Annotated in this window: 19 protein-coding genes; 9 read left to right on the plus strand and 10 right to left on the minus strand. The window is 69.8% G+C overall.

Features of this window, described 5'->3' with window-relative positions:
• Window positions 1–25: 25 nt before the first annotated feature.
• The 5 genes from R2B38_RS11985 to R2B38_RS12005 form a co-directional block, all read right to left on the minus strand.
• Window positions 26–994: an SCO2521 family protein gene (locus R2B38_RS11985; RefSeq protein ID WP_318016222.1), complete on the minus strand. Its 969-nt coding sequence runs from the start codon at window positions 992–994 to the stop codon at window positions 26–28.
• A gap of 1 nt (window position 995) precedes the next feature.
• On the minus strand, window positions 996–1,979 hold the full coding sequence (locus R2B38_RS11990) for an SCO2522 family protein (protein WP_318016223.1): 984 nt from the start codon (window positions 1,977–1,979) through the stop codon (window positions 996–998).
• Window positions 1,976–2,893, minus strand: a complete 918-nt coding sequence (locus R2B38_RS11995; RefSeq protein ID WP_033284645.1) for an SCO2523 family variant P-loop protein — start codon at window positions 2,891–2,893, stop codon at window positions 1,976–1,978. The genes R2B38_RS11990 and R2B38_RS11995 overlap by 4 nt, the downstream gene beginning before the upstream one ends.
• A gap of 3 nt (window positions 2,894–2,896) precedes the next feature.
• Window positions 2,897–4,738, minus strand: a complete 1,842-nt coding sequence (locus R2B38_RS12000) for an SCO2524 family protein (RefSeq protein WP_318016224.1) — start codon at window positions 4,736–4,738, stop codon at window positions 2,897–2,899.
• An 84-nt stretch (window positions 4,739–4,822) separates the two neighbouring features.
• The gene (locus R2B38_RS12005; protein ID WP_318016225.1) at window positions 4,823–5,587 is read right to left on the minus strand and encodes an SCO2525 family SAM-dependent methyltransferase; all 765 of its coding nucleotides are present in this window, start codon (window positions 5,585–5,587) and stop codon (window positions 4,823–4,825) included.
• A 276-nt stretch (window positions 5,588–5,863) separates the two neighbouring features.
• On the opposite strand from R2B38_RS12005, the gene R2B38_RS12010 reads away from it, so the two are divergent.
• Window positions 5,864–6,391: a GNAT family N-acetyltransferase gene (locus R2B38_RS12010; RefSeq protein WP_318016226.1), complete on the plus strand. Its 528-nt coding sequence runs from the start codon at window positions 5,864–5,866 to the stop codon at window positions 6,389–6,391.
• Here R2B38_RS12010 and R2B38_RS12015 read toward each other — a convergent pair.
• Complete coding sequence (locus tag R2B38_RS12015; RefSeq protein WP_318016227.1) at window positions 6,343–7,521, minus strand: abortive phage infection protein; 1,179 nt, start codon at window positions 7,519–7,521, stop codon at window positions 6,343–6,345. The two genes, R2B38_RS12010 and R2B38_RS12015, sit on opposite strands and share 49 nt — an antisense overlap.
• 288 nt (window positions 7,522–7,809) lie before the next feature.
• Here R2B38_RS12015 and bla point away from each other — a divergent pair, with 288 nt between their 5' ends.
• Window positions 7,810–8,679, plus strand: coding sequence for a class A beta-lactamase (gene bla / locus R2B38_RS12020; protein WP_318021654.1), 870 nt, complete (start codon window positions 7,810–7,812; stop codon window positions 8,677–8,679).
• Here bla and R2B38_RS12025 read toward each other — a convergent pair.
• Window positions 8,676–9,437, minus strand: coding sequence for a helix-turn-helix transcriptional regulator (locus R2B38_RS12025; RefSeq protein WP_318016228.1), 762 nt, complete (start codon window positions 9,435–9,437; stop codon window positions 8,676–8,678). The genes bla and R2B38_RS12025 overlap by 4 nt on opposite strands.
• Before the next feature lie 55 nt (window positions 9,438–9,492).
• Between R2B38_RS12025 and R2B38_RS12030 the strand changes: the two genes are divergently transcribed.
• Window positions 9,493–10,065, plus strand: a complete 573-nt coding sequence (locus R2B38_RS12030; RefSeq protein ID WP_318016229.1) for a class I SAM-dependent methyltransferase — start codon at window positions 9,493–9,495, stop codon at window positions 10,063–10,065.
• On the opposite strand, the gene R2B38_RS12035 is transcribed toward R2B38_RS12030, so the two are convergent.
• Entirely contained in the window at window positions 10,039–10,509 is a 471-nt protein-coding gene (locus R2B38_RS12035; protein WP_318016230.1) for a protein phosphatase, read from the minus strand. The genes R2B38_RS12030 and R2B38_RS12035 overlap by 27 nt on opposite strands.
• The gene (locus R2B38_RS12040) at window positions 10,502–11,116 is read right to left on the minus strand and encodes a TetR/AcrR family transcriptional regulator (RefSeq protein WP_318016231.1); all 615 of its coding nucleotides are present in this window, start codon (window positions 11,114–11,116) and stop codon (window positions 10,502–10,504) included. Before R2B38_RS12040 ends, R2B38_RS12035 begins: the two co-directional genes overlap by 8 nt.
• Window positions 11,117–11,224: 108 nt before the next feature.
• On the opposite strand from R2B38_RS12040, the gene R2B38_RS12045 reads away from it, so the two are divergent.
• Window positions 11,225–11,647: an ester cyclase gene (locus tag R2B38_RS12045; protein WP_318016232.1), complete on the plus strand. Its 423-nt coding sequence runs from the start codon at window positions 11,225–11,227 to the stop codon at window positions 11,645–11,647.
• 25 nt (window positions 11,648–11,672) lie between these two features.
• On the opposite strand, the gene R2B38_RS12050 is transcribed toward R2B38_RS12045, so the two are convergent.
• Window positions 11,673–12,386 (minus strand): FadR/GntR family transcriptional regulator, encoded by a 714-nt coding sequence (locus tag R2B38_RS12050; protein WP_318016233.1) that lies wholly within the window; start codon window positions 12,384–12,386, stop codon window positions 11,673–11,675.
• A 212-nt stretch (window positions 12,387–12,598) separates the two neighbouring features.
• Between R2B38_RS12050 and R2B38_RS12055 the strand changes: the two genes are divergently transcribed.
• From R2B38_RS12055 to R2B38_RS12075, 5 genes are all read left to right on the plus strand, one after another.
• A complete protein-coding gene (locus tag R2B38_RS12055) occupies window positions 12,599–14,233 on the plus strand; it encodes an ABC transporter substrate-binding protein (protein WP_318016234.1) in 1,635 nt (544 codons plus the stop codon).
• Between the two features lie 18 nt (window positions 14,234–14,251).
• Complete coding sequence (locus tag R2B38_RS12060) at window positions 14,252–15,211, plus strand: ABC transporter permease (RefSeq protein WP_318016235.1); 960 nt, start codon at window positions 14,252–14,254, stop codon at window positions 15,209–15,211.
• The gene (locus tag R2B38_RS12065; protein ID WP_318016236.1) at window positions 15,211–17,214 is read left to right on the plus strand and encodes a dipeptide/oligopeptide/nickel ABC transporter permease/ATP-binding protein; all 2,004 of its coding nucleotides are present in this window, start codon (window positions 15,211–15,213) and stop codon (window positions 17,212–17,214) included. The genes R2B38_RS12060 and R2B38_RS12065 overlap by 1 nt, the downstream gene beginning before the upstream one ends.
• A 130-nt stretch (window positions 17,215–17,344) precedes the next feature.
• Window positions 17,345–18,412 (plus strand): ABC transporter ATP-binding protein, encoded by a 1,068-nt coding sequence (locus tag R2B38_RS12070; RefSeq protein WP_318016237.1) that lies wholly within the window; start codon window positions 17,345–17,347, stop codon window positions 18,410–18,412.
• Complete coding sequence (locus R2B38_RS12075) at window positions 18,409–19,344, plus strand: dihydrodipicolinate synthase family protein (RefSeq protein WP_318016238.1); 936 nt, start codon at window positions 18,409–18,411, stop codon at window positions 19,342–19,344. Before R2B38_RS12070 ends, R2B38_RS12075 begins: the two co-directional genes overlap by 4 nt.
• Window positions 19,345–19,417: the final 73 nt, after the last annotated feature.

A 19,417-nucleotide genomic window follows, 5' to 3' on the forward strand; every position in this document is an offset into this window, starting at 1 on the left:
CGGATATGCGGTTACTGCCGCCCCGTCAGCGCGTACTCAGCGCCTGGTGCAGCAACGGGATGGCCTGTATGGCCAGTTGGTCCCGGATACGCTGGCGAAGGTTCTCCCATTGGCGGCTGAAGCCCGGTTCCCGCTCCAGTACGTCCCACAGGTGTCCCAGCGTGCGGTCCACGTGCGCGCGCGGCATCCACAGATGCAGCAGGTGATCCACGGCCGGACGCAGCGCCAGGACCGCCGCGGGCCCGTCCGCCGCGCCGAGCCGGCTGTTCTCCAGCATGTGCACCACCGTCGTCAAAAGCCAGTCGTGCAACGCGAGGTCTTCGCAGAGCCCCGCGACCGCGGCGGTCTCGGTGCCCTCGGGAACCCTCAACTCGACCGTCCGCAGGCCGTCTTCGGCCAGCGTGAAGCGGTCGAGTGACGCTTCGTCGCCCTTCGGCGCCTGCCGCGCGGCCCAACGCAGCTGTGTGCGGCGGGACTTGAAGGGGGCCTTGTGGTCGAGGAGGGGGTGGCGCACCAGTTGCGCCAGCAGGCCCTCGGCGATCATTCCGAGGTCCAGCTCGCCGCGCCCGCCGCCACGCAACACGCCCTCCGCCGTTGCCTGTTCGGGCAGTTTCCCGAACGGCTCGACGACCCCGGGGCGGACCAGGTAGTGCCCCCAGGGCCGGCGTACGTCGGGTCCGGCGGCCGGGGCGCTGAAGTAGGCGGTGGACTGCAGGACCCGGCCCTCGGTGAGCGCGGCGCGGGCGGCCACCGTACCGACGGCCCTGACCTTGGCGCCGTTCGAGGTGGGGAGCCGGCAGTCCACACCGGTGAGGACCTCGGGCGAGAGGGCGTAGAGGTTGGGCCGCTCGGAGACCCGGACGTGTTCGTCGGCGCGCAGCCGCAGGAGTTGGGCGGCGGCGCGGCCGTCCAGTGCCTGGAAGGAGGGCAGCAGGCCGGTGCGCACCTCACCGCAGGCGAGGACCGAGCGCGTCTGCCGTCCGGGGGTCGTCATGTCAAGTCCCGTCAGATGCGGCCGAGTTGGCGGGCTCCTCGTAGAACACATAGGTGGCGCGCTGGGCCACCGCCTCCGGTACCGCGACACCCTCGCCCGCGGACCGTTTGGCCACCTGTTCGAGCGCGGCGGAGTCCACGTCCACCTGGTCGAGGATGAGCCGCACGGCGTCCTCCACGGCCACGAAGCGGTTCGCCATCAGCGTGCAGGTGCGGTACGCGCTGAACGGGACCCGGGTGTCGCTGAGTTGGAGCAGCGGCGGCAGCCGGTCCCAGTCGCGCGGGAAGTCCCCGCCGGTCCAGGGCCGCGGGACCAGCACCGGTTCGCCCAGGTGCCGTAGCAGGCCCAGGCGGGCCAACTGCCATACGGCGGCCAGGAACGGGCAGGACCACAGGCGGCCCTTGTCCGTCTCGGACCACAGCTCGACGTCCATGAAGACCGAGTGGTTGCGGGCCGCGGTCTCGTGCGGGGGCTGCCAGGTGACGATCTCCGCCAGGGCGCTGCGCGTCGGGGCCGTGCGCTCGCCGTTGGCGAGCCAGCCCGTCTGGCTGACCGGGGGGCGGGAGCCGTGGCTGCCCGGTGGCGGCGACTCGACCAGGCGGTGCATGACGGACTCGGCGAGTTCGATGCGGTCGGCGACCGCGCAGCCCGACTCGCGGGCGAGGTAGTCGATGACGAGGCCCGCCTTCTCGGCCTCTTCGAGGACCAGCGGGACGAGTTCGGCCGGGGTGGAGAAGCGGGTGAAGTAGTCGTCGATGAGGAAACAGGTGCTGATCCGGGGGCGTTTGCCGCCGGAGCGGCGGGCGGCGGAGGCGCGGGCCGCGTCCACCCAGATACGGACCTCGGCGAAGTGCTCGCGCAGCCGCCCGGGGCCCGCCTCGAAGTCCTCCATGTACAAGTGGCCCAGTTCCAGGGAGAGATGGGCCAGCGGGACGGACTGGGTGCGCGGGTCCGCAGTGGTCTCCCGGAAGACGGCCTCCGTCATGCCTCCTCCCAGTATTTGTCGTCGGTGAGCCGCGCGGCGAGGTCGCTGAGCGCCTGCCAGGTCTCCATGGTGGCGATCTGGCTGTCCAACACGTCCTCGTCGGTGATGAGTTGCTCCCGCCACTGCAGCACCGGCTCCAGCGGCACCGACCCCAGCACCTGGCTGTAACCGATGCCGTGGTGCGAGGCGAGGTGCTTCAGCTCGGTGTCGCACTGCTCCATCCACGCCGACTGCGTGGGCGTGGCCTGCGACCACAGCGCCGAGTCGGGATCGGGTACGGCGGCCCGCACGAAGCGGATCGCCCCGCGCAGCGCGTCCTCGTCATGGCCGCGGGCGACGCCGCCGGCGAGGATGCCGCGCTTGCCGTAGACGAGGCTGGCCGCGGCCTCCACGTGCTGGCGGGTCCAGCGGTGGAAGACCAGCCAGCGGGCCTGGACGCCGCTCATCTCCCGCAGCGAGGTGGCCGCGAGGACCATGTCGACGGCGTAGCTGCGGCCGGCGCTGAGGTCGACGACGATCAGGTCGAACTCGCTGTTGAGGCGCAGGAGCAGATCCACGCAGCGGCGCAGGTTGTCGCCGGAGGTGGCGAACTCGCCGCCGCTGAGGTCGCCCGGCATGAGGATCAACCGGCCTGCTCCGGGCGGCTGGTTGCGCAGGACGCGGTGTTCGGTGTCGGCCCAGACGTCGATGCGGACGGGTTCGCTGACCTCGCCTATCAGGTACGAGTGCAGGCCGCGATCCTCGGCGGCCTGGCGGGCGTCGGGCACGTCGAAGACGGCGGAGGCGGTGGGCGAGCCGAAGTCGAAGTCCAGGTAGCAGACGTCGTCCCCGGTCAGCGCGCGCTGGTAGGCGAGGTTGGCGCTGGTGACGGAGCGGCCCGTGCCTCCCTTGTCGGAGGCCGCGAAGATCAGCACGGCTCACACTCCCTGGACCGCGGCGGCTTCGCGGGCCCGGGCGAGTGCGTCGAGCTGGCCTAAGACGTCCAAGGTCAACGAGTAGGCGGTGCCCGGCTGTTCGTCGACGAGCGCGCGGGCGCGGCGCAACTTGACCTCGATTCCCCTGAGTTGCATGCCGCGTTTGCCGTCGGCGTTGGGCGCGGGCGCCATCTGTTCGTTGCCCAGGAGGTGCGTGGACTCGCTGAGCAACGCCCTTGCCAGTTCGGTGAGTTCGAGGCTGCGGATCGGGGGCTGCGCGTACATGTTGTGCACCTGCACCATCACCTCGGTGACCCGCTCGGTGATGCTCCAGGACACCGGGCCCTCGGTGAGGGCGGTCTCCGGGTAGATGGCGTGCACGTTGTCCCACAGGCCGACGCCCTCGCCCTCGCCCACCCGGCGCCGCCACACATGGCCGAAGATGTCCTCGGCCAGCCTCAGCAGCCGGTCGTGCGCGGAGAGGTTGCGGGAGAGCGTGCACAACTGCACGGTCCGCTTGAGGAGTTGGGCGGAGAAGTCGCTCATCGTCCAGTCCATCGGCGGGCCGATGGTGCCGCCGCCCTGGAGGGGCAGGGTGACGCCGGGGTTGTGCAGCTGGATCATCGGGTCGTCGCGCGTCATCCGGCTGGTGATACGGCCGCGTTCGGCGAGGCGTTCCATGACGCGGACGGTGCGGGTCAGGTCGTCGTCGGTGGCCCGGCGGCGCATCAGGTCGTGCACGAGGATCGCGGCGACCGAGAGCGAGAAGTACTCCGACTCCAGCCGCTGTCCCGTCGTACGCCAGGGGATGTCCTCCAGGGGCCAGCGGTCGCCGTCGAAGCGGGCGATGCGTGACCAGTACTGCTGGGTGATCTCCCAGCGCAGTCGCAGCGCCTCGGCGAGCTTCTGCTGTTCGGCGTTGAGCAGGCCCAGGGTCAGGGTGCGGTCCGAGAACAGGTCCTGGATGCCGTCGAGCGCGACCACCGTGAAGTAGAGGTACGGCACCGGGTTGGCGACGCCGCTGGGCTGCGCCCCGATGGCCTCGTCGGTCTCCACCTCGGGCGCGTCCCGCACCAGGCTCCAGGCCCAGCCGCACTCGAAGAGCTGGCTCTCGTCCTTGAGGGCTTCCTGGACGTCGAGGCCGAGGATGAAGCTCTCGATGATGGCGGCGCGCAGCGGGCGGAACCTGCGCTGGAACTGCTCCAGCACCTGACGGGTCGACAACTGCCCCTGACCCAGCAGCTCGCAGAGCGTCTGGCCCTGGGAGGAGTCGGTGTCGTAGACGTTGACCGTGAACGACCGCAGCAGACTGACCATGGCGGCGGTGAGCCGGTTGCTGGTCGCGATCCGCAGCTCCCGGATCGTGTCCTGCATGTCGCCGCGGCGGGTCTTGGTCTCGTAGACCTTGAGGAAGCCGAGCAGGGCGAGACAGAGGGTAATCGACATGGAGAACGAGTCGGTGACGCCGAGCTGGCGCTGCTCCTCGGTGAGGTCCTGGTCCTTGTCCCGGGACTGGAAGTAGTAACCGCCCGCGAACGTGGGCCTCTTGTCGTCGGTGTGGGTGCGCATGAACTCGACGGCGGCCGTGACGAGATTGGCCGGAATCTCCAGCCGCCCGCCGGCCCGCCGCAGCGTCTGCTGCACGTCGGTCAGCGTGGTGTCGGGGTCGTCCAACCGGAACGAGGGAAGCTCGGTCGCCGGGTACAGCAGGCAGAGCAGGCGCTCGGCGTCGGCGACGCTGCTCTCACCGCCCCACTTTCCCCACACCCACTCCCCTCCGTCGAAGGAATGACGGGCGACCGCCTGCCAGATGTCCAGCAGGTGCTGCCGCGGCTTGATCTCCATTCCATGCCCCTCACACAGACCGCACTGCCCTCAGCCGAGGAATATCCCTCTTCTGTTGTGAAGATCCACCGGTCGACCGCCCTGTCAGCCGTTCGGAATCTGTGGGTCCGAATTCCCGCGCCAACCATAGGAGAGGATCATTCCGGAATACCCGTCCCGCACCGCGGGCTCGGTTTCGAGCCGCTGCACCTTGAGCCCGTCCGCGAATGGTTCGAGACTCTCCCGCACCTCGTTCTCTCCCACGTCGCACGCGGGGAAGAAATACTCACCCGCGTGATAACCCTTGGAGTGTTCCATAAAAGCGGTGGCAAAGGGAGCACCGGGGGCCAGGGCGCGCATGAAACGCTCCACGCCCAGGCGGAACTCCTGGTCGGAGGAGGTCATCGACTCGGCGACGAAGAACATCGTCCCCACCGACCACTGGCCGACGGACCGCTCAAGATCGAAGATATCGCCCTGCTGGACCCTGACGACCTTCTGGAATCTCTCGCGGGGGTCGGCGTCGAAGGCCTTGTAGTCCTTGTTCCCGCACAGCGCGTCCCAGAACTGGTCCCAGTTCTCCGCATACGAGTCGACCTGGCTCCGCAGGTAGGCCACGTTCGAGGGCGAGCGCTCGTAGAGGGTGATCTCGTCGCACCACGGCAGCATGGACAGCGCGGGATAGAGATTGGCTCCGGCGCCCACGTCGATGCCGTATACCGGGCCGACGCCCTGGTTCCGGAAATGGCCCGCGAAATGATCCCTGAGAATGGGAAGGATCTCGGCGTCCTCCGCCTGTAGGTCACGGTAGTTGTGATCTACATATGCGATCGAATCGAACGCGCTCCAGGCGACTTCCGCGTTTTTCACCAGTCCACACTAACAACATCACAGGCGCGACGTACACCTGATCGTCAATTTCGTAGGGCAATCTACGTCAAGTCACAGCCACCGCCGGGGCGCACGGGGGGCGCATCGTGGCGTATACATTCATGCGACCTGATTCGGGCTTGAACTGCCGGATTGCCCCGCCCAAGATGTTCGGAACCCCGTCGAACAGACCAGAAAGGAAGATCGTTCACGTCTCGCCCGTACCACCCGTAAGAGTGGCAACACGCACGTGACCTTCTTCCCTCAGGAGGCAGTATGACGGCTTTTCCGGAGGAACGTTTCCCCTCTCTCGGCCGCCGCGCTGACCAGGCATTCTTGGCCGACCGCGCCGACCGGCACCTGACCCTGAGGGGCATCACCGAGGCCGACCTGCCCGAACTCCTGCGCGTGGACAGGGAGGCCTTCCCCGAGGAGCCGTACCCCGCCTTCGTGCTCCGGCAGTTCTGCGACATCCTCGGCGACCGCATCCTCGTCCTCGACGACGGCGAGGGCCTGCTCGGCTACATCCTGTTCGTCAACACCTCGGACGGCTACGTGAGTTGGATCATGAGCCTGGCCGTCACACCCCACCAGCAGGGCCATGGACTGGGCCGCCGCCTGATGGTCGAGGCCCTGCGCCGGCTGCGTACGGAGAGCGTCCACCAGGTCCGCCTGACCGTGGAACCGACGAACGCCACCGCGATCATGCTGTACCGCTCGCTGGGGTTCTCGTCCGAGCAGGGCGTGCTCAAGGACTACTTCGGGCCGGGCGAGCACCGCCTCCTCATGACCCTCGCCCTGTGACCGTAGCTCCGGGCCAGCGCGTGGAACGCCTCCTTCGGCTCCCAGTGCCAGGGTGAACTCGAGTCGTACGGACGGTCTTTGACGGTTCTGGTGATGGCGTAGCTCGCCATGTCGAGGTCATGGCGGGGGTCGTGGGCGCGGTGCGGGGCGTCCGGGGTGACGAACTCGAAGGCCATCGCGCCGTACAGCCCCATCGACTCGAAGACCTCCAACAGGCCGACCACGTACGCCGCTTGGGTGTGTTCGCTGCGGACGAGGTGGCCCTTGATCTCCTCCGGGTGCTTGTCGTAGTCCACGACGTTCCAGCCCATGCCGGCGGTCTTCTCAGCGCCCTTGTAGGCGCAGGTGCCGAACTCGGTGATGGTGACGGGTTTGCCCCAGCGTTGGTACTGACTCAACTCCCGCACGTAGTAGGCCGGTTGACGGAAGTACGAGTAGTAGTCGATGCCCACGATGTCGAAGAGGGTCCAGTCGACCTCGTCGTCCTGGGCGGCGGCGTAGCTGAGGTTGCCGTGGAAGACGGAACGGCCCAGCGCCGCCGCCTTCTTGGTGAAGGCGTTCAGCCTGCGCTGCATCCTCGCCGGGTCGAACGTGCCGTTCAGGATGTTCTGGACGCGGTCCAGGACGGTGGCCCCCGGCACGATGCCGGGTACGAACAGCCAGAACTCGCAGCCCACGCTGAAGTCGACACTCGCGCCCTGTCGCCGGAGGCGTTCCGCGAACCGGCCCGTCTCCGCGAGGTGTTCGAGGATGTCCCGCTCCGGGAGGTCGGCGAGAGTGGGCTGGAGCCAGATGTGCAGGCCGAGTTCGGCGGCCTCGGCGGCCGTCGCGGTGAGGCGGTCGACGCCGTCGCCGGTGACGTCGACCGTGTCGGCGTGCAACTCGTCGCGGATCGCGCGGAGATCGGCGCGCATGCGGTGCGGGTTCCAGGCCGTGGCGGGGGTCTCGCCCTCGCCGACGGTGTAGACGACGCCGTGCCGGCGCAGGCCGGGACACCGGGCATGTGCCGCCCGTGCAGGTGTGCGCGGCCGCGCCGACGCCTGTCCCGACGGCAGCAGCGCACCCGCCGCTCCGAGGGCCAGCGACCCCGCCAGGAACTGCCCCCGAGTGATCCCCTGTGTGTTCACCATGCGCCCACTGTGCCGATCCGGCACCCGTCCGGGGATCGCCCGATGGTCTACGGCGACGCAACCAAGGGATGAGCTGTCGCGTCGGTCACTGGAGAGATCGTCGACGGAAACCGACCGATCGTCGACGCGGACCGAACAGCCGCAGACCGAACAGACGCAGCCCGAACAAAGGAGAGCGTGATCTCAGGCTCCGAACAGTCCCCTACGGCCCCTACGACCCCTACGACCCCCTCGACCCGCAACGCCACCGCCACCGCCACCGCCACCGCCACCGCCACCCGCCGCACCCTGCTCGCCGCCGGTGCCGCCATCGCCGCGACCCTCGTCGCCGGCGCCTCCCCGGCCCAGGCATCGGCCGGGACCGGCACCGACGTCACGGCGGGCCTGCGCGCCCTTGAGGAGCAACACAGCGCCCGCGTAGGCGTGTTCGCGCATCACCTCGGTACGAGGAAGACCGTCGTGCACCGTGCCGACGAACTCTTCCCGATGTGCTCGGTGTTCAAGACGCTCGCCGCCGCGGCCGTCCTGCGGGACCTGGACCGGCACGGCGAGGTGCTCTACAAGGTCGTGCACTACACGGAGGCCGACCTGGTCGACGGTTCCGACCAGACCCGGGCGCACCTGGCCGAGGGCATGACGGTCGAGCAGCTCGCGGACGTGGCGATCCGCTACAGCGACAACGGCGCCGGAAACCTGATCCTGCGCGAACTCGGCGGCCCCACCGCCGTCACCCGCTTCGCCCGTTCCCTCGGCGACCGGGTCACCCGGCTCGACCGCTGGGAGACCGAGCTGAACTCGGCCGAGCCGGACCGGATCACGGACACCACCAGCCCGCGCGCGATCGCCGGACTGTACGGCAAGCTCGTCCTCGGCGACGCCCTGCGCCGCCCCGACCGCGACCGGCTCACCGCCTGGCTGCTCAACAACACGACGAGCGCCGCCCGTTTCCGCGCCGGGCTCCCCGCGACCTGGACCATCGCCGACAAGACGGGCAGCGGCGACTACGGCACCGCCAACGACGTCGGCATCGCCTGGACGGAGTCCGGTGACCCGGTCGTCCTCGCGGTCCTGACGACGAAGCCGACGCTGCCCGACGGGCCGTACGACAACCAACTGGTCGCGGACACGGCCGAGTTGGTGGCGGAAGCGCTCGGTTAACGGGGGAAGTACTGCCTCGGCGTCACCCCGACCACCCGGTGGAACGCCGCCGTGAAGGAACTCGCCGAGGCGTACCCCACCCGTCGCGCGACGGACTCCACCGGCAACCCCTCGGCGAGGAACGGCAACGCGGCCTGCATCCGCAGCCGTTCCCGCCACTGGCCGAACCCGAGCCCCGTCTCCGCGACGAAGAGGCGGGCCAACGTCCGTGTGCTGGCGCCGACTTGACCGCCGTACTCCGCGAGCGTCCGCCCGTCCGCCGGGTCGGCCCGCAGCACCTCGGCCACCGACCGCGCCCGGGGATCGCGCGGTTCGGGTACGGACACGCTGGTCACCGGCACCGGGCGCAGCTCGTCGAGGAGCACCGGCTCGGCTCGCGCGCGGGCGTCCGGTGTCAGGTCCGTGCGGTCCAAGTGCACGACGAGCGCGTGGAGAAGGGGGGTGACCGCGACGACCGTGGGGTCCCGCCAGTCGATGTGCGGGCAGCTCACCGGGGCGACGAACACACCGCGCATGACGGCATCACCCTCGGACTCCGTCGCGTGCGGAACGTGCGCGGGGATCCACAGGGCCAGCGACGGCGGCAGCAGCCACGTCCCGTGCTCGCTGCGGATCCGGAGCAACCCCCGTTCGGAACAGAGGAGTTGGTGATCGGGGTGCCGGTGCGTGGCGAAGGCGGTGCCGCGCGGCATGACGAACTGACCGACGAGGATGGCCGTGCCGAACCGGCTGCCCCGCTCCTGTCCGTCTCGCGACATGACACGGCAGCCTAGCCCGTGGCGGACAACCGCCCGCCCCGCCTAGCGTCGACGTATGCCGATGAACCGAGCCCACCGCAAGCTGTGCAGCTCCGAGGGATGGGCGCAGACGACGAAGGACCGCATCCTGCCCTGGGCCCTCGATCACGTCGAACTCGGCGCGGACGTACTGGAGATCGGCCCCGGCTACGGCGCCAACCTCCGTGTCCTCGTCGAGCGGGTCGACCACCTCACCGCCGCCGAGATCGACGCCGACAGCGCCCGCGCGCTCCAGTCCCGGTGGGGCGACCGAGCCACCGTGCTCCACGCGGACGGGGCCGAACTGCCGCTCCCCGACGCCTCGTTCGACTCCGTCGTCTGCTTCACGATGCTGCACCACGTGCCCACCGCCGCCCACCAGGACCGCATCTTCGCCGAGGCGTTCCGCGTGCTGCGCCCCGGCGGCACGTTCGCGGGCAGCGACAGCCGATCCAGCTTCCGTTTCCGGGTGTTGCACTTCCGGGACACGATGAACACCCTCGATCCGGCGACGCTGCCGGCCCGGCTGGAGCGGGCCGGTTTCACGGACGTGGTGGTCGACCCGGACCAGGAGAGCCGCCGCCTACGCTTCCGGGGCCGCCGGGCCTGAGGGCGCCCCGAACCGCCGTACGTACCGCCGCTGCCACGGCGTCTCCACCGCGTGCCGGTCGTAGTGGGCGCGGACGTAGGCGACCGCCTCCTCCGGCGGCACCCCGTCGAGGACCGCGAGGCAGGCGAGCGCCGTGCCGGTGCGGCCCCGGCCGCCGAGGCAGGCGAGCTCGACGCGCTCGGCGCGGGCCCGCTGCCAGGCCTCGGCGAGGACCGTCCGGGCCTCGGCGCGGTCGGCGGGCAGCCGGAAGTCGGGCCAGCGCAACCACCGCGCCGGCCAAGGGACTTGGGGCGGCGGGCTGCCCAGCAGATACACGCCGTACGTCGGGACCGGGCCGTCGGCCGGAAGTGGCCGGCGCAGGGCGCGGCCCCGGATCAGGCGGCCGGAGGGCAGCCGTAGGACACCCGCGTCCCGCTCGTCCCACGGTTCCCGTGTCTCACTCATCCGGTGCCTCGCGCATCGCCTTCTCCAGGAGTGCGCCCGCCGCCCATCGCATCACGTCCCGCGCCTCCTCGGGGTCGAGTCCGCAGGCGTCGCGGGTCGCGATCAGCGCCTCCACGCCGTAGACGAGGGTGACGGCCATGGTCAGGCGGCGGTGGAGTTCGGGCGGGAGGGTGTCGGCGAGGGGTTCGAGCGCGGTACGGGTGAAGCCGAGGCGGGTCTGGTTGCGGGTGGGAATCTCCGGCTCGCCGCCCTCGTGCCCGTGCTCGTGCTGGGTGAACCAGCGTTCGAGGCTGGCCCGCACCAGCGTCCGCCACATGGCCTCGTCGCCGAGCTGGAGCTCGGCGACACGCGAGATGAGCGTGTCGAGGCGCTCGGCCGGGTCGGCGGGCAGATCGGCGGTGACATCGGGGGTACGGATAAGGAGTCGCGTCTCCTGGAGCAGCTCCTGCGGGCTGGAGAAATAACGATACGCCGTGGCCAGGGACACCTCGGCCGCCTCCGCCGCCTCCGCGATCGTGACCGTCCGGCCCTCGCGGATCAGGGCGCCCGCAGCCTCGATCAGGGCGCGGCGCGTGCGCAACTTCTGTCTGCTGCGGCCCTCGGGCATGCGAATTCCTTCTTGTCGTGAGAAAATTTTCTTATTACAGTATATCCGTCTCACCAAACGGGGGTCGCGGGCCCGACCGGCGCGCGGCGCGACGAGAGGAGGAGCTCGATGGGCTCCATCACACCGGCGGACATGGAAGTACTGATCGGCACACACATGCTCGCCGAGGAACACGGGGACCCGGCGGCGGCGGTGTCCGTCTACACCGACGACATCGAGCACGACGCCGTGGGCTGGCCCGGCGGCCCGGCGGTCGGCATCCCGGCCGCGCAGGCGCGCTACGAGCAGTTGGTGAAGGACCTGCGCACCGAGAAGTCCGAGCGCGTCCACACCTACTACTCGGAGAACGCGGCGACCGTCGAGGACCTGATCACCTGCACGGTCCCCGGCTCACTGCTGGGCGTCCCCGGGAACAACCGCCGGATCACCTTCCGGATGCTGCACGTCTTCGAGTTCAAGGACGGCAAGATCTCCCGCGAGAACGTCTGGCTGGACGGGGCGGCGATCGTGGGTCAACTCACCGCTCCCTGAGCTCGGTTCAGGGTCCACCTGAACGTCAGCCCACTCCTCGCGACTCCTGCGCCGCGCGCGCCTCGATGCCGCGGAAGTGGTCGGCCATCGCGCGCTGCGCGCCCTCGACATCGCGGGCGCGCAGCGCGGTGACGATGTCGCGGTGGCGGCGGACGGTGAGTTCGGGGGCCGGGTCGTCGGTCCAGCCCCGGGCTCCGGCGACGCGGCGGAACACCGTCCAGAAGGCGCCGAGGAGTTGGGGGACGAGTTCGTTGCCGAGCGAGGCGTAGAGCAACTCGTGGAATTCCCGGTCCAGTTCGGGGAAGGGCCGACCGGCGCGGCCCGCGTCCTCCATCCGGGTCACCACCGCTTCGAGTCTGTCCAGTTCCGGTTCGGTGACGGTGGCAACGACCCGATGAATCAGGCCTTCCTCCAGCACCTCGCGCACCTGGAGGACCTCGGCCAGCGCGTCCGCGTCGTCCTCGTGCCGGGTGAGCGTACGGAAGGTGAGGCCATCGACGAGCGGGGTCAGCGAGGCGCGGCCGACGTAGGTGCCGTAGCCGTGTCTGATCTCGACGATGTCGAGGGCCTGGAGGGCTTTGAGGGCCTCGCGGACGGAGTTTCTGCTGATGCCGAGGCCGTCCATCAGCTCGGCCTCGGTGGGCAGGGGCGCACCGGGCTGGAGCTTGCGGTCGAGGATCAGCTGGACGATCTCGCGCTGTATCCGACTGTTCCTTGGCTCCCCGGACATGCGCCGCATCGTAGCCGCATCAGACGTCCCACGTCCCACGTCCGACCCCGGCCGGACCTGATGAGACGTCAATTGTCGCCATTCCCAGGCCTTTTCAAACCGCCATTGGTCCGACCTCTGACGGCTACGCCATTCGTGTGCGATGCCTTGACCGCCCCCACGGCCGCTCTTATGGTCGCGCTGACCGCAGGACGTAGGACGTCGTACCTCCTGGAGTAACCATGCGCGAAGACGTGACCCAGAACGTGCCCGCGCTGCACCGCCGGGCGTTCCTGAAGTACTCCGGCGCGCTGGGCGCGGCGGCGGCGATCTCCTCGTCCCTGACGGCCTGTTCGTCGGGGCCGCAGTCGACGAACGACACCGGCGGCGGGGGCACCGGCAAGAACCGGACGCTGACCGCGGTGATCGGCTACGGCAACGACGGCAGCTGGGATCCGACGCAGACGGCGTCGGCGTTCGCCATGGCCGGCAACAACCACATCTACGAGGGCCTGGTCGACACGGACCCGATCACCCGCGCGCCCTACCCGGCGCTGGCGACCGCCGTGCCGAAGGACACGAGCGGCACCTCGTGGAAGTTCACGCTGCGCGCGGGCGCCAAGTTCCACGACGGACAGCCGGTCACCGCCGACGACGTCGTGTTCGTCTTCGACCGCATCCTCGACCCGAAGACGGCGACCCTCGCGCAGGGCTTCTTCGCCAGCTGGCTGAAGGAGGTCCGGAAGATCGACGCGCAGAACGTCGAGCTGGTCCTCAAGTTCCCCTTCCCGGAAGGGGTTTCACGCCTCACGCTCGCGAAGATCATGCCGAAGCACATCTTCTCGAAGCCCGGCGCCTGGGACGACGCGATCAAGGGGAAGGCGGTCGGCTCGGGGCCGTACAAGCAGACCGCGCACCACCCCAAGTCCAACACGACCTTCGCCGCGTTCGCCGACTACAACGGCCCGCGCCCGCCCGCCTTCAAGACGATGAACTGGCTGACGATCGTGGACGCGGCGCCGCGCGTCGCCAAGATCTCCGGGTCGAGCGCGGGCGCGCAGATCGCCGACAACATCCCCTACGCCAACATCCAGCGGCTGCGCGGCGGCGGGATGACGGTCGCGGGCGGGGCCGGGATGAACAACCTGTTCCTGATGTTCAACACCCAGCACAAGCCCTTCGACGACGTACGGGTGCGCCAGGCGCTGCACTACGCGGTCGACACCGACAAGATGGTCCAAGTCGCCCTGCGGGGGCACGGAAAGCCGTCCTCGTCGTTCCTCGACACCGGCAACCCCACCTACCGGCGGGCGAAGACGGTCTACGACTACGACCCCGACAAGGCGAAGGCGCTGCTGAAGGCGGCCGGGGTCAGCGGGCTGAAGGTCAACATCATCTCGGTGAACGTGAGTTGGATCGTCGACTGTCTGCCGACCATCAAGGCGTCCTGGGACGCGATCGGCGTGCAGACGACGCTCTCCCCGCAGGAGACCACGGCGGTCTTCACCAAGATGGACCAGAAGCAGGACTACCAAGTGGTCGCCGCCGCCTCCAACCCCAACCAGTTCGGCCTCGACGCGGACCTGATCATGCACTACAACTACGGCCCGCGGAACCTCTGGATGGGGTACGCCCGTTGGGCCGGGAACTCCGTCGCCAAGCAGCTCTTCAGGGACATGGACCAGGCCACCCAGGAACCGGACGCGGCGAAGAAGAAGACGATGATCCAGGACTACATCGACACCGTCGCCGAACAGGCCGTGCTCTACCCGGTCGTCCACAACGAGCTGATGACCGCCTGGGACCCGAAGAAGCTGACGGGGATAAGGGCGCAGCCCTACCCCGGCATCAACGTCCTCCAGGCCAAGTGGGTCTAGCCGTACAGGAGTTGGCCCATGGTCACCGTCGTCAGGATTCTGGCCCGCCGTATCGTCCTGCTCGTTCCGCTGATGCTCGGCATCGTGCTGTTCGTGTTCGTGGTGATGCGCTTCTCGGACGTCGACCCGGCGTCCGCGTTCTTCCAGGGCGCCAACCCGACCCCGCGGCAACTGCACGACTTCCGCGAGCGGAACGGCCTGCTCGATCCGCTGCCGCTGCGCTACGTCCACTTCGTGGGCGCACTCCTGCACGGCGACATGGGCACCAGCGCGCTGACCCGGGCACCGGTCCTCCAGCAGGTCACCACCGCACTGCCGCTCACCCTCCAACTCACCTTCCTGGGACTGGTGATCGCGGTGGTGCTGTCGCTGCTCGGCGGGGTGACGGCGGCGATCTACCGTGACCGGCTGCCCGACCAGATCATCCGGGTCGTGTCGCTGACCGGGGTCGCGGCGCCCGGCTTCTGGCTGGCGCTGCTGATGATCCAGTACCTGGCCGTGGACCAGGGCTGGTTCCCGACCGGCGGCTACATCAACCCGGCGGACTCCCTCACCGGCTGGCTCAAGACGATGGCCCTCCCGGCGCTGGCCCTCTCCCTCCCGGTGGCGGCCCAACTCACGCGCGTCGTAAGGACGTCGGTGGTCGAGGAGCTGGACAAGGACTACGTCCGGACGGCGATCGGCAGCGGTCTGCCACCGCGGGTCGTGGTCGGCCGGAACGTGCTGCGCAACGCCCTCATGAACCCGCTGACCGTGCTGGGCCTGCGCGTCGGATACCTGCTCGGCGGTGCGGTCGTCATCGAGACCATCTTCTCCCTCCCCGGGATGGGCAAGCTGATGATCGACGCCGTGCAGAACGGCGACCCGGCCGTCGTCCAGGGCGTGGTGCTCACGACGGCGACCGGGTTCGTCGTGGTGAACCTCGTCATCGACATCCTCTATCTGCTGGTCAACCCCCGCCTGAGGGATGCCTCCTGATGCCCACTCAGTTCCCCCGGTTCTCCCGCAAGGGCCTCGCCGAGACCCTGTCCCGGCCCGGCATCCGGCTGCGCGGCTGGCGCCGACTGCCGCTCGCGTCGAAGGTCGCGGTGTGCTTCCTGGCGGTCGTGGTGCTGGTGGCGCTGTTCGCGCCGCTCATCGCCCCGCACGACCCGCTCGACCAGCAACTCCCCGTCGACGGCACCGGGCACCCCTCGGCCGACCACTGGATGGGCCAGGACAGCCTGGGCCGGGACATCCTCAGCAGGCTGATGTACGGCGCCCGTTGGTCCCTCGCGATCGGGCTCGGGGCGACCGCGCTGGCCCTGGTCGCCGGCGCGCTGATCGGCGCGGTCGCCGCCACCTCCCGCAAGGGCGTCGACGAGACGCTGATGCGCTGCCTGGACGTGGTGATGGCGTTCCCCGGCATCGCGCTGGCGGCCGTGCTGGTCGCGGTGTTCGGCGGCGGGATCACCGTACTGATCTGCGCGATCGCGTTCCTGTTCACCCCGCCGGTCGCAAGGGTCGTACGGGCCAACGTACTTGACCAGTACGGCGAGGACTATGTGACGGCCGAGCGGGTGATCGGCGCCCGCACCCCGCACATCGTCATCAAGCACGTGGCCGTCAACTGCGCCGCCCCGATCCTGGTGTTCTGCACGGTGCAGGTCGCCGAGGCGATCGTCTTCGAGGCGTCGCTGTCCTTCATCGGCGCGGGCGTACGGCCCCCGGACCCGTCCTGGGGCAGTGTCATCGCGGACGGCAAGAACATGGTGCTGACCGGGGGTTGGTGGGCGACGGTCTTCCCCGGCCTGCTGATGCTGGTCACGGTCCTGTCGCTGAACATACTGTCCGAGGGAGTCTCGGACGCGTGGGCGGCCCCGGCGCCGCGCGAGGTGGACGTACGGCAGGCCATCGACGACGACCCGCTCGACGCGCCGGAGCCGGGCAGCGGCGAGGTGCTCCCGCTCCCCGGCCTGACGGAGGCGGCACTCCGACTCCGGTCCCGGGCACGGCCGTTGCCCGACCCGGACGGCCAACCCGTCCTGGCGGTCGAGAACTTGGCGATCGGCTTCGAGGGCCGCCACCACGGCGTGGACATCGTCGACGGCATCAGCTTCGAGGTGCGGCCGGGTGAAGTCCTGGGCCTGGTGGGCGAGTCGGGCTGCGGGAAGTCGCTGACGGCGCTCGCGGTGATGGGCCTGGAACCGAAGGGCGCGCGGGTGCGGGGCCATGTCCGTTTCAACCAGCGGCAGTTGGTGGGCGAGCCGATGCGGGTGCGCCGCAGACTGCTGGGCCACGAGATGGCGATGGTGCACCAGGACGCGCTGTCGTCGCTGAACCCGGCGATGACGATCCGCGCGCAGCTCAAGCAGGTCATACGGCGCGGAGGGCGCCGTGGGGCGGGCGAGTTGCTGACGATGGTCGGCCTCGACCCGGAGCGCACCCTGCGCAGCTACCCGCACGAACTCTCCGGCGGCCAGCGCCAACGCGTCCTGATCGCCATGGCGTTGTCCCGCGACCCGAAGCTGATCGTCGCCGACGAACCGACCACCGCGCTCGATGTCACCGTGCAGGCGCAGGTCATAGAGCTGCTGCTGCGCCTGCGCGAGGAGTTGGGCTTCGCGCTGATCCTCGTCTCGCACGACCTGGCGCTCATCGCCGACGTCACCGACCGGGTGGTGGTGATGTACGGCGGCCAGATCGTCGAGACGGGCGTGACCGCCGACCTGGTGGAGTCACCGGCCCACCACTACACGCGCGGCCTGCTCGGCAGCGTGCTGTCCCTGGAGTCGGCGGCCGAGCGGATGACCCAGATCAAGGGGGTCGTGCCCTCCCCCGCCGACTTTCCGGCGGGCTGTCGGTTCGCGGACCGGTGCCCGCTGGCGAGTGACCTCTGCCGGGCGACGGCGCCGGATCTGGTGGGGCCGCGTACGCATACGGCGGCGTGTCACCATCCGGCGGTTGACCTGGTGACGACGGATCGTGAGGCGGTGACGTGAGGGGGCGGGTGGGTTGTGGGGCGGGGTGGGGGTGGGTGGTTCGGGTTGTGTGCGGGGTGCTGGTCAGTGGGGGCTGGGCGCGCCCACGCGGCGGAGCCGCAAATCGATACAGCCCCGCGCCCCTTAGGGCATGGGGGTGGGCGGTGTGAGTCGTACGGGTGTTGAGGGTGGTCAAGTGGCTGGTGCGTTGGTTGAGTTGGCCGGTGCTCATGTCGTGCACAAGGCGCGCAGTGGGGGGTTGTTCAGCCGGGATCGGGTTTATGCGCTGACCGGGGCCGATCTCGTCATCGCGCCCGGTGAGACGGTCGGGGTGGTCGGTGAGTCCGGGTGTGGGAAGTCCACGCTGGCCAAGGTGTTGGTGGGCGTGCAGCGGCCGACGTCCGGGACGGTGTCCTTCCGGGGCCGGGACCTGTGGTCGATGCCGGACGGCGAACGCCGGGCCGCGGTGGGCACCGGCATCGGCATGATCTTCCAGGACCCGTCGACCGCGCTGAACCGGCGGTTGACGATCCGCCAGATACTGCGGGATCCGCTGGACGTGCACGCTCGCGGGACGAAGGCCGAACGCGAGGAACGGGTACGGGAGTTGATGTCGCTGGTAGGCCTCCCGCGCGCCCTGGCCGACGGCCTCCCGGGACAGCTCTCCGGCGGCCAGCGCCAACGCGTCGCGATCGCACGGGCGTTGGCGCTGAGCCCCGACCTGGTGGTGGCCGACGAACCGACCAGCGCGCTGGACGTGTCGGTGCGGGCCCAGATCCTCAACCTGCTCCTGGACCTGAAGGAACGCCTCGGCCTGGCCCTGGTGTTCGTGTCCCACGACATCCAGACGGTACGGCGGATGAGCGACCGGGTGATCACCATGTACCTGGGCCGGATCGTCGAGGAGACCCCGGCCGACCAGGTCACCGACCGGGCGAGGCATCCGTATACGAGGGCCCTCTTCTCGGCGACCCCCGGCCTCCTCCACCCCATCGACCCGATCCCGCTGATCGGGCCGGTGCCGTCGGCGACGCGACCGCCGAGCGGCTGCCCGTTCCGCACCCGCTGCTGGAAGGCGGACGACGTGTGCGCGTCCGCCATGCCGGACTTTTCGCCCGCGTCGACACCGGGACATTTCTACCGTTGCCACCATCCTGTAGAGGAGGATCTGTCCACCCGCGACCTCGTTCGCCAAAGCCGCCCCATGGAGCCTTCATGACCTTCCCCGCCCCGCTGACCGGTGTCGTACCGCCCGTCTGCACGCCCCTGACACCGGACCGCGAGGTGGACGTCCGTTCACTGCTCAGGCTTGTCGACCATCTCGTCGAGGCGGGGGTGCACGGGCTGTTCCTGCTCGGGTCGACGTCGGAGGCGGCGTATCTGACGGACCGGCAGCGGAGGTACGTGGTCGAGGCGGTGGTGGCTCATGTCGGCGGCCAACTCCCTGTGCTGGCAGGGGCGATCGACATGACGACGCCTCGGGTTCTGGACCATGTGGCCGCCGTGACGGACGCGGGGGCGGACGCGGTGGTGGTGACCGCGCCCTTCTACACGCGCACCCACCCGGCGGAGATCGCCCGCCACTACCGCCTGATCGCCGCCGCGTCGCCGGTCCCCGTGGTCGCCTACGACCTCCCCGCCTCCGTCCATACGAAGCTGCCGTCCGACCTCGTCCTCGAACTCGCCGCCGAGGGGGTGCTGGCCGGGCTCAAGGACTCCAGCGGGGACCTCGCCGGCTTCCGTACGGTCGTCACCGGCGCGCGGGTCCATCCGGACATCACCGGGTTCAGTGTCCTCACCGGGTCCGAACTCTTCGTCGACTCGGCGCTGGCCCTGGGCGCGGACGGGGCGGTGCCCGGTCTCGCCAACGTCGATCCGCACGGGTACGTCCGTCTCGACGCGCTGTGCCGGGGTGGGGACTGGGAGCGGGCCCGTGCCGAACAGGAGCGGCTGTGCGCCTTGTTCGGGTTGGTGGGGGTGGGGGACCCGGCGCGGATGGGGGGTAGTTCGTCGGCGCTGGGGGCGTTCAAGGCGGCGCTGTATCTGCGGGGGGTGATCGAGTGTCCGGCGACTGCGGAGCCTCAGGTGGGGTTGTCCGCGGGTGAGGTGGAGCGGGTGGGGAAGTTTCTGGCGGGGGCGGGGTTGCTGTAACGGGTTTCCCACCCACCCACCCGTTTACGGTGGGTGGGTGGGCACAGGCCGGGGGTCTGGGCGGAGCCCCCAG

The sequence above is a fragment of the Streptomyces sp. N50 genome (genome assembly GCF_033335955.1).
Lineage (GTDB): Bacteria > Actinomycetota > Actinomycetes > Streptomycetales > Streptomycetaceae > Streptomyces.

Excerpts from the sequence above, each read along its gene's own strand:
- R2B38_RS11985 (WP_318016222.1), bottom strand. The coding sequence starts at position 994 with ATGACGACCCCCGGACGGCAGACGCGCTCGGTCCTCGCCTGCGGTGAG.
- R2B38_RS11990 (WP_318016223.1), bottom strand. The coding sequence starts at position 1,979 with ATGACGGAGGCCGTCTTCCGGGAGACCACTGCGGACCCGCGCACCCAG.
- R2B38_RS12000 (WP_318016224.1), bottom strand. The coding sequence starts at position 4,738 with ATGGAGATCAAGCCGCGGCAGCACCTGCTGGACATCTGGCAGGCGGTC.
- R2B38_RS12010 (WP_318016226.1), top strand. The coding sequence starts at position 5,864 with ATGACGGCTTTTCCGGAGGAACGTTTCCCCTCTCTCGGCCGCCGCGCT.
- R2B38_RS12015 (WP_318016227.1), bottom strand. The coding sequence starts at position 7,521 with ATGGTGAACACACAGGGGATCACTCGGGGGCAGTTCCTGGCGGGGTCG.
- R2B38_RS12025 (WP_318016228.1), bottom strand. The coding sequence starts at position 9,437 with ATGTCGCGAGACGGACAGGAGCGGGGCAGCCGGTTCGGCACGGCCATC.
- R2B38_RS12030 (WP_318016229.1), top strand. The coding sequence starts at position 9,493 with ATGCCGATGAACCGAGCCCACCGCAAGCTGTGCAGCTCCGAGGGATGG.
- R2B38_RS12035 (WP_318016230.1), bottom strand. The coding sequence starts at position 10,509 with ATGAGTGAGACACGGGAACCGTGGGACGAGCGGGACGCGGGTGTCCTA.
- R2B38_RS12040 (WP_318016231.1), bottom strand. The coding sequence starts at position 11,116 with ATGCCCGAGGGCCGCAGCAGACAGAAGTTGCGCACGCGCCGCGCCCTG.
- R2B38_RS12045 (WP_318016232.1), top strand. The coding sequence starts at position 11,225 with ATGGGCTCCATCACACCGGCGGACATGGAAGTACTGATCGGCACACAC.
- R2B38_RS12050 (WP_318016233.1), bottom strand. The coding sequence starts at position 12,386 with ATGCGGCGCATGTCCGGGGAGCCAAGGAACAGTCGGATACAGCGCGAG.
- R2B38_RS12055 (WP_318016234.1), top strand. The coding sequence starts at position 12,599 with ATGCGCGAAGACGTGACCCAGAACGTGCCCGCGCTGCACCGCCGGGCG.
- R2B38_RS12060 (WP_318016235.1), top strand. The coding sequence starts at position 14,252 with ATGGTCACCGTCGTCAGGATTCTGGCCCGCCGTATCGTCCTGCTCGTT.
- R2B38_RS12065 (WP_318016236.1), top strand. The coding sequence starts at position 15,211 with ATGCCCACTCAGTTCCCCCGGTTCTCCCGCAAGGGCCTCGCCGAGACC.
- R2B38_RS12070 (WP_318016237.1), top strand. The coding sequence starts at position 17,345 with ATGGGGGTGGGCGGTGTGAGTCGTACGGGTGTTGAGGGTGGTCAAGTG.
- R2B38_RS12075 (WP_318016238.1), top strand. The coding sequence starts at position 18,409 with ATGACCTTCCCCGCCCCGCTGACCGGTGTCGTACCGCCCGTCTGCACG.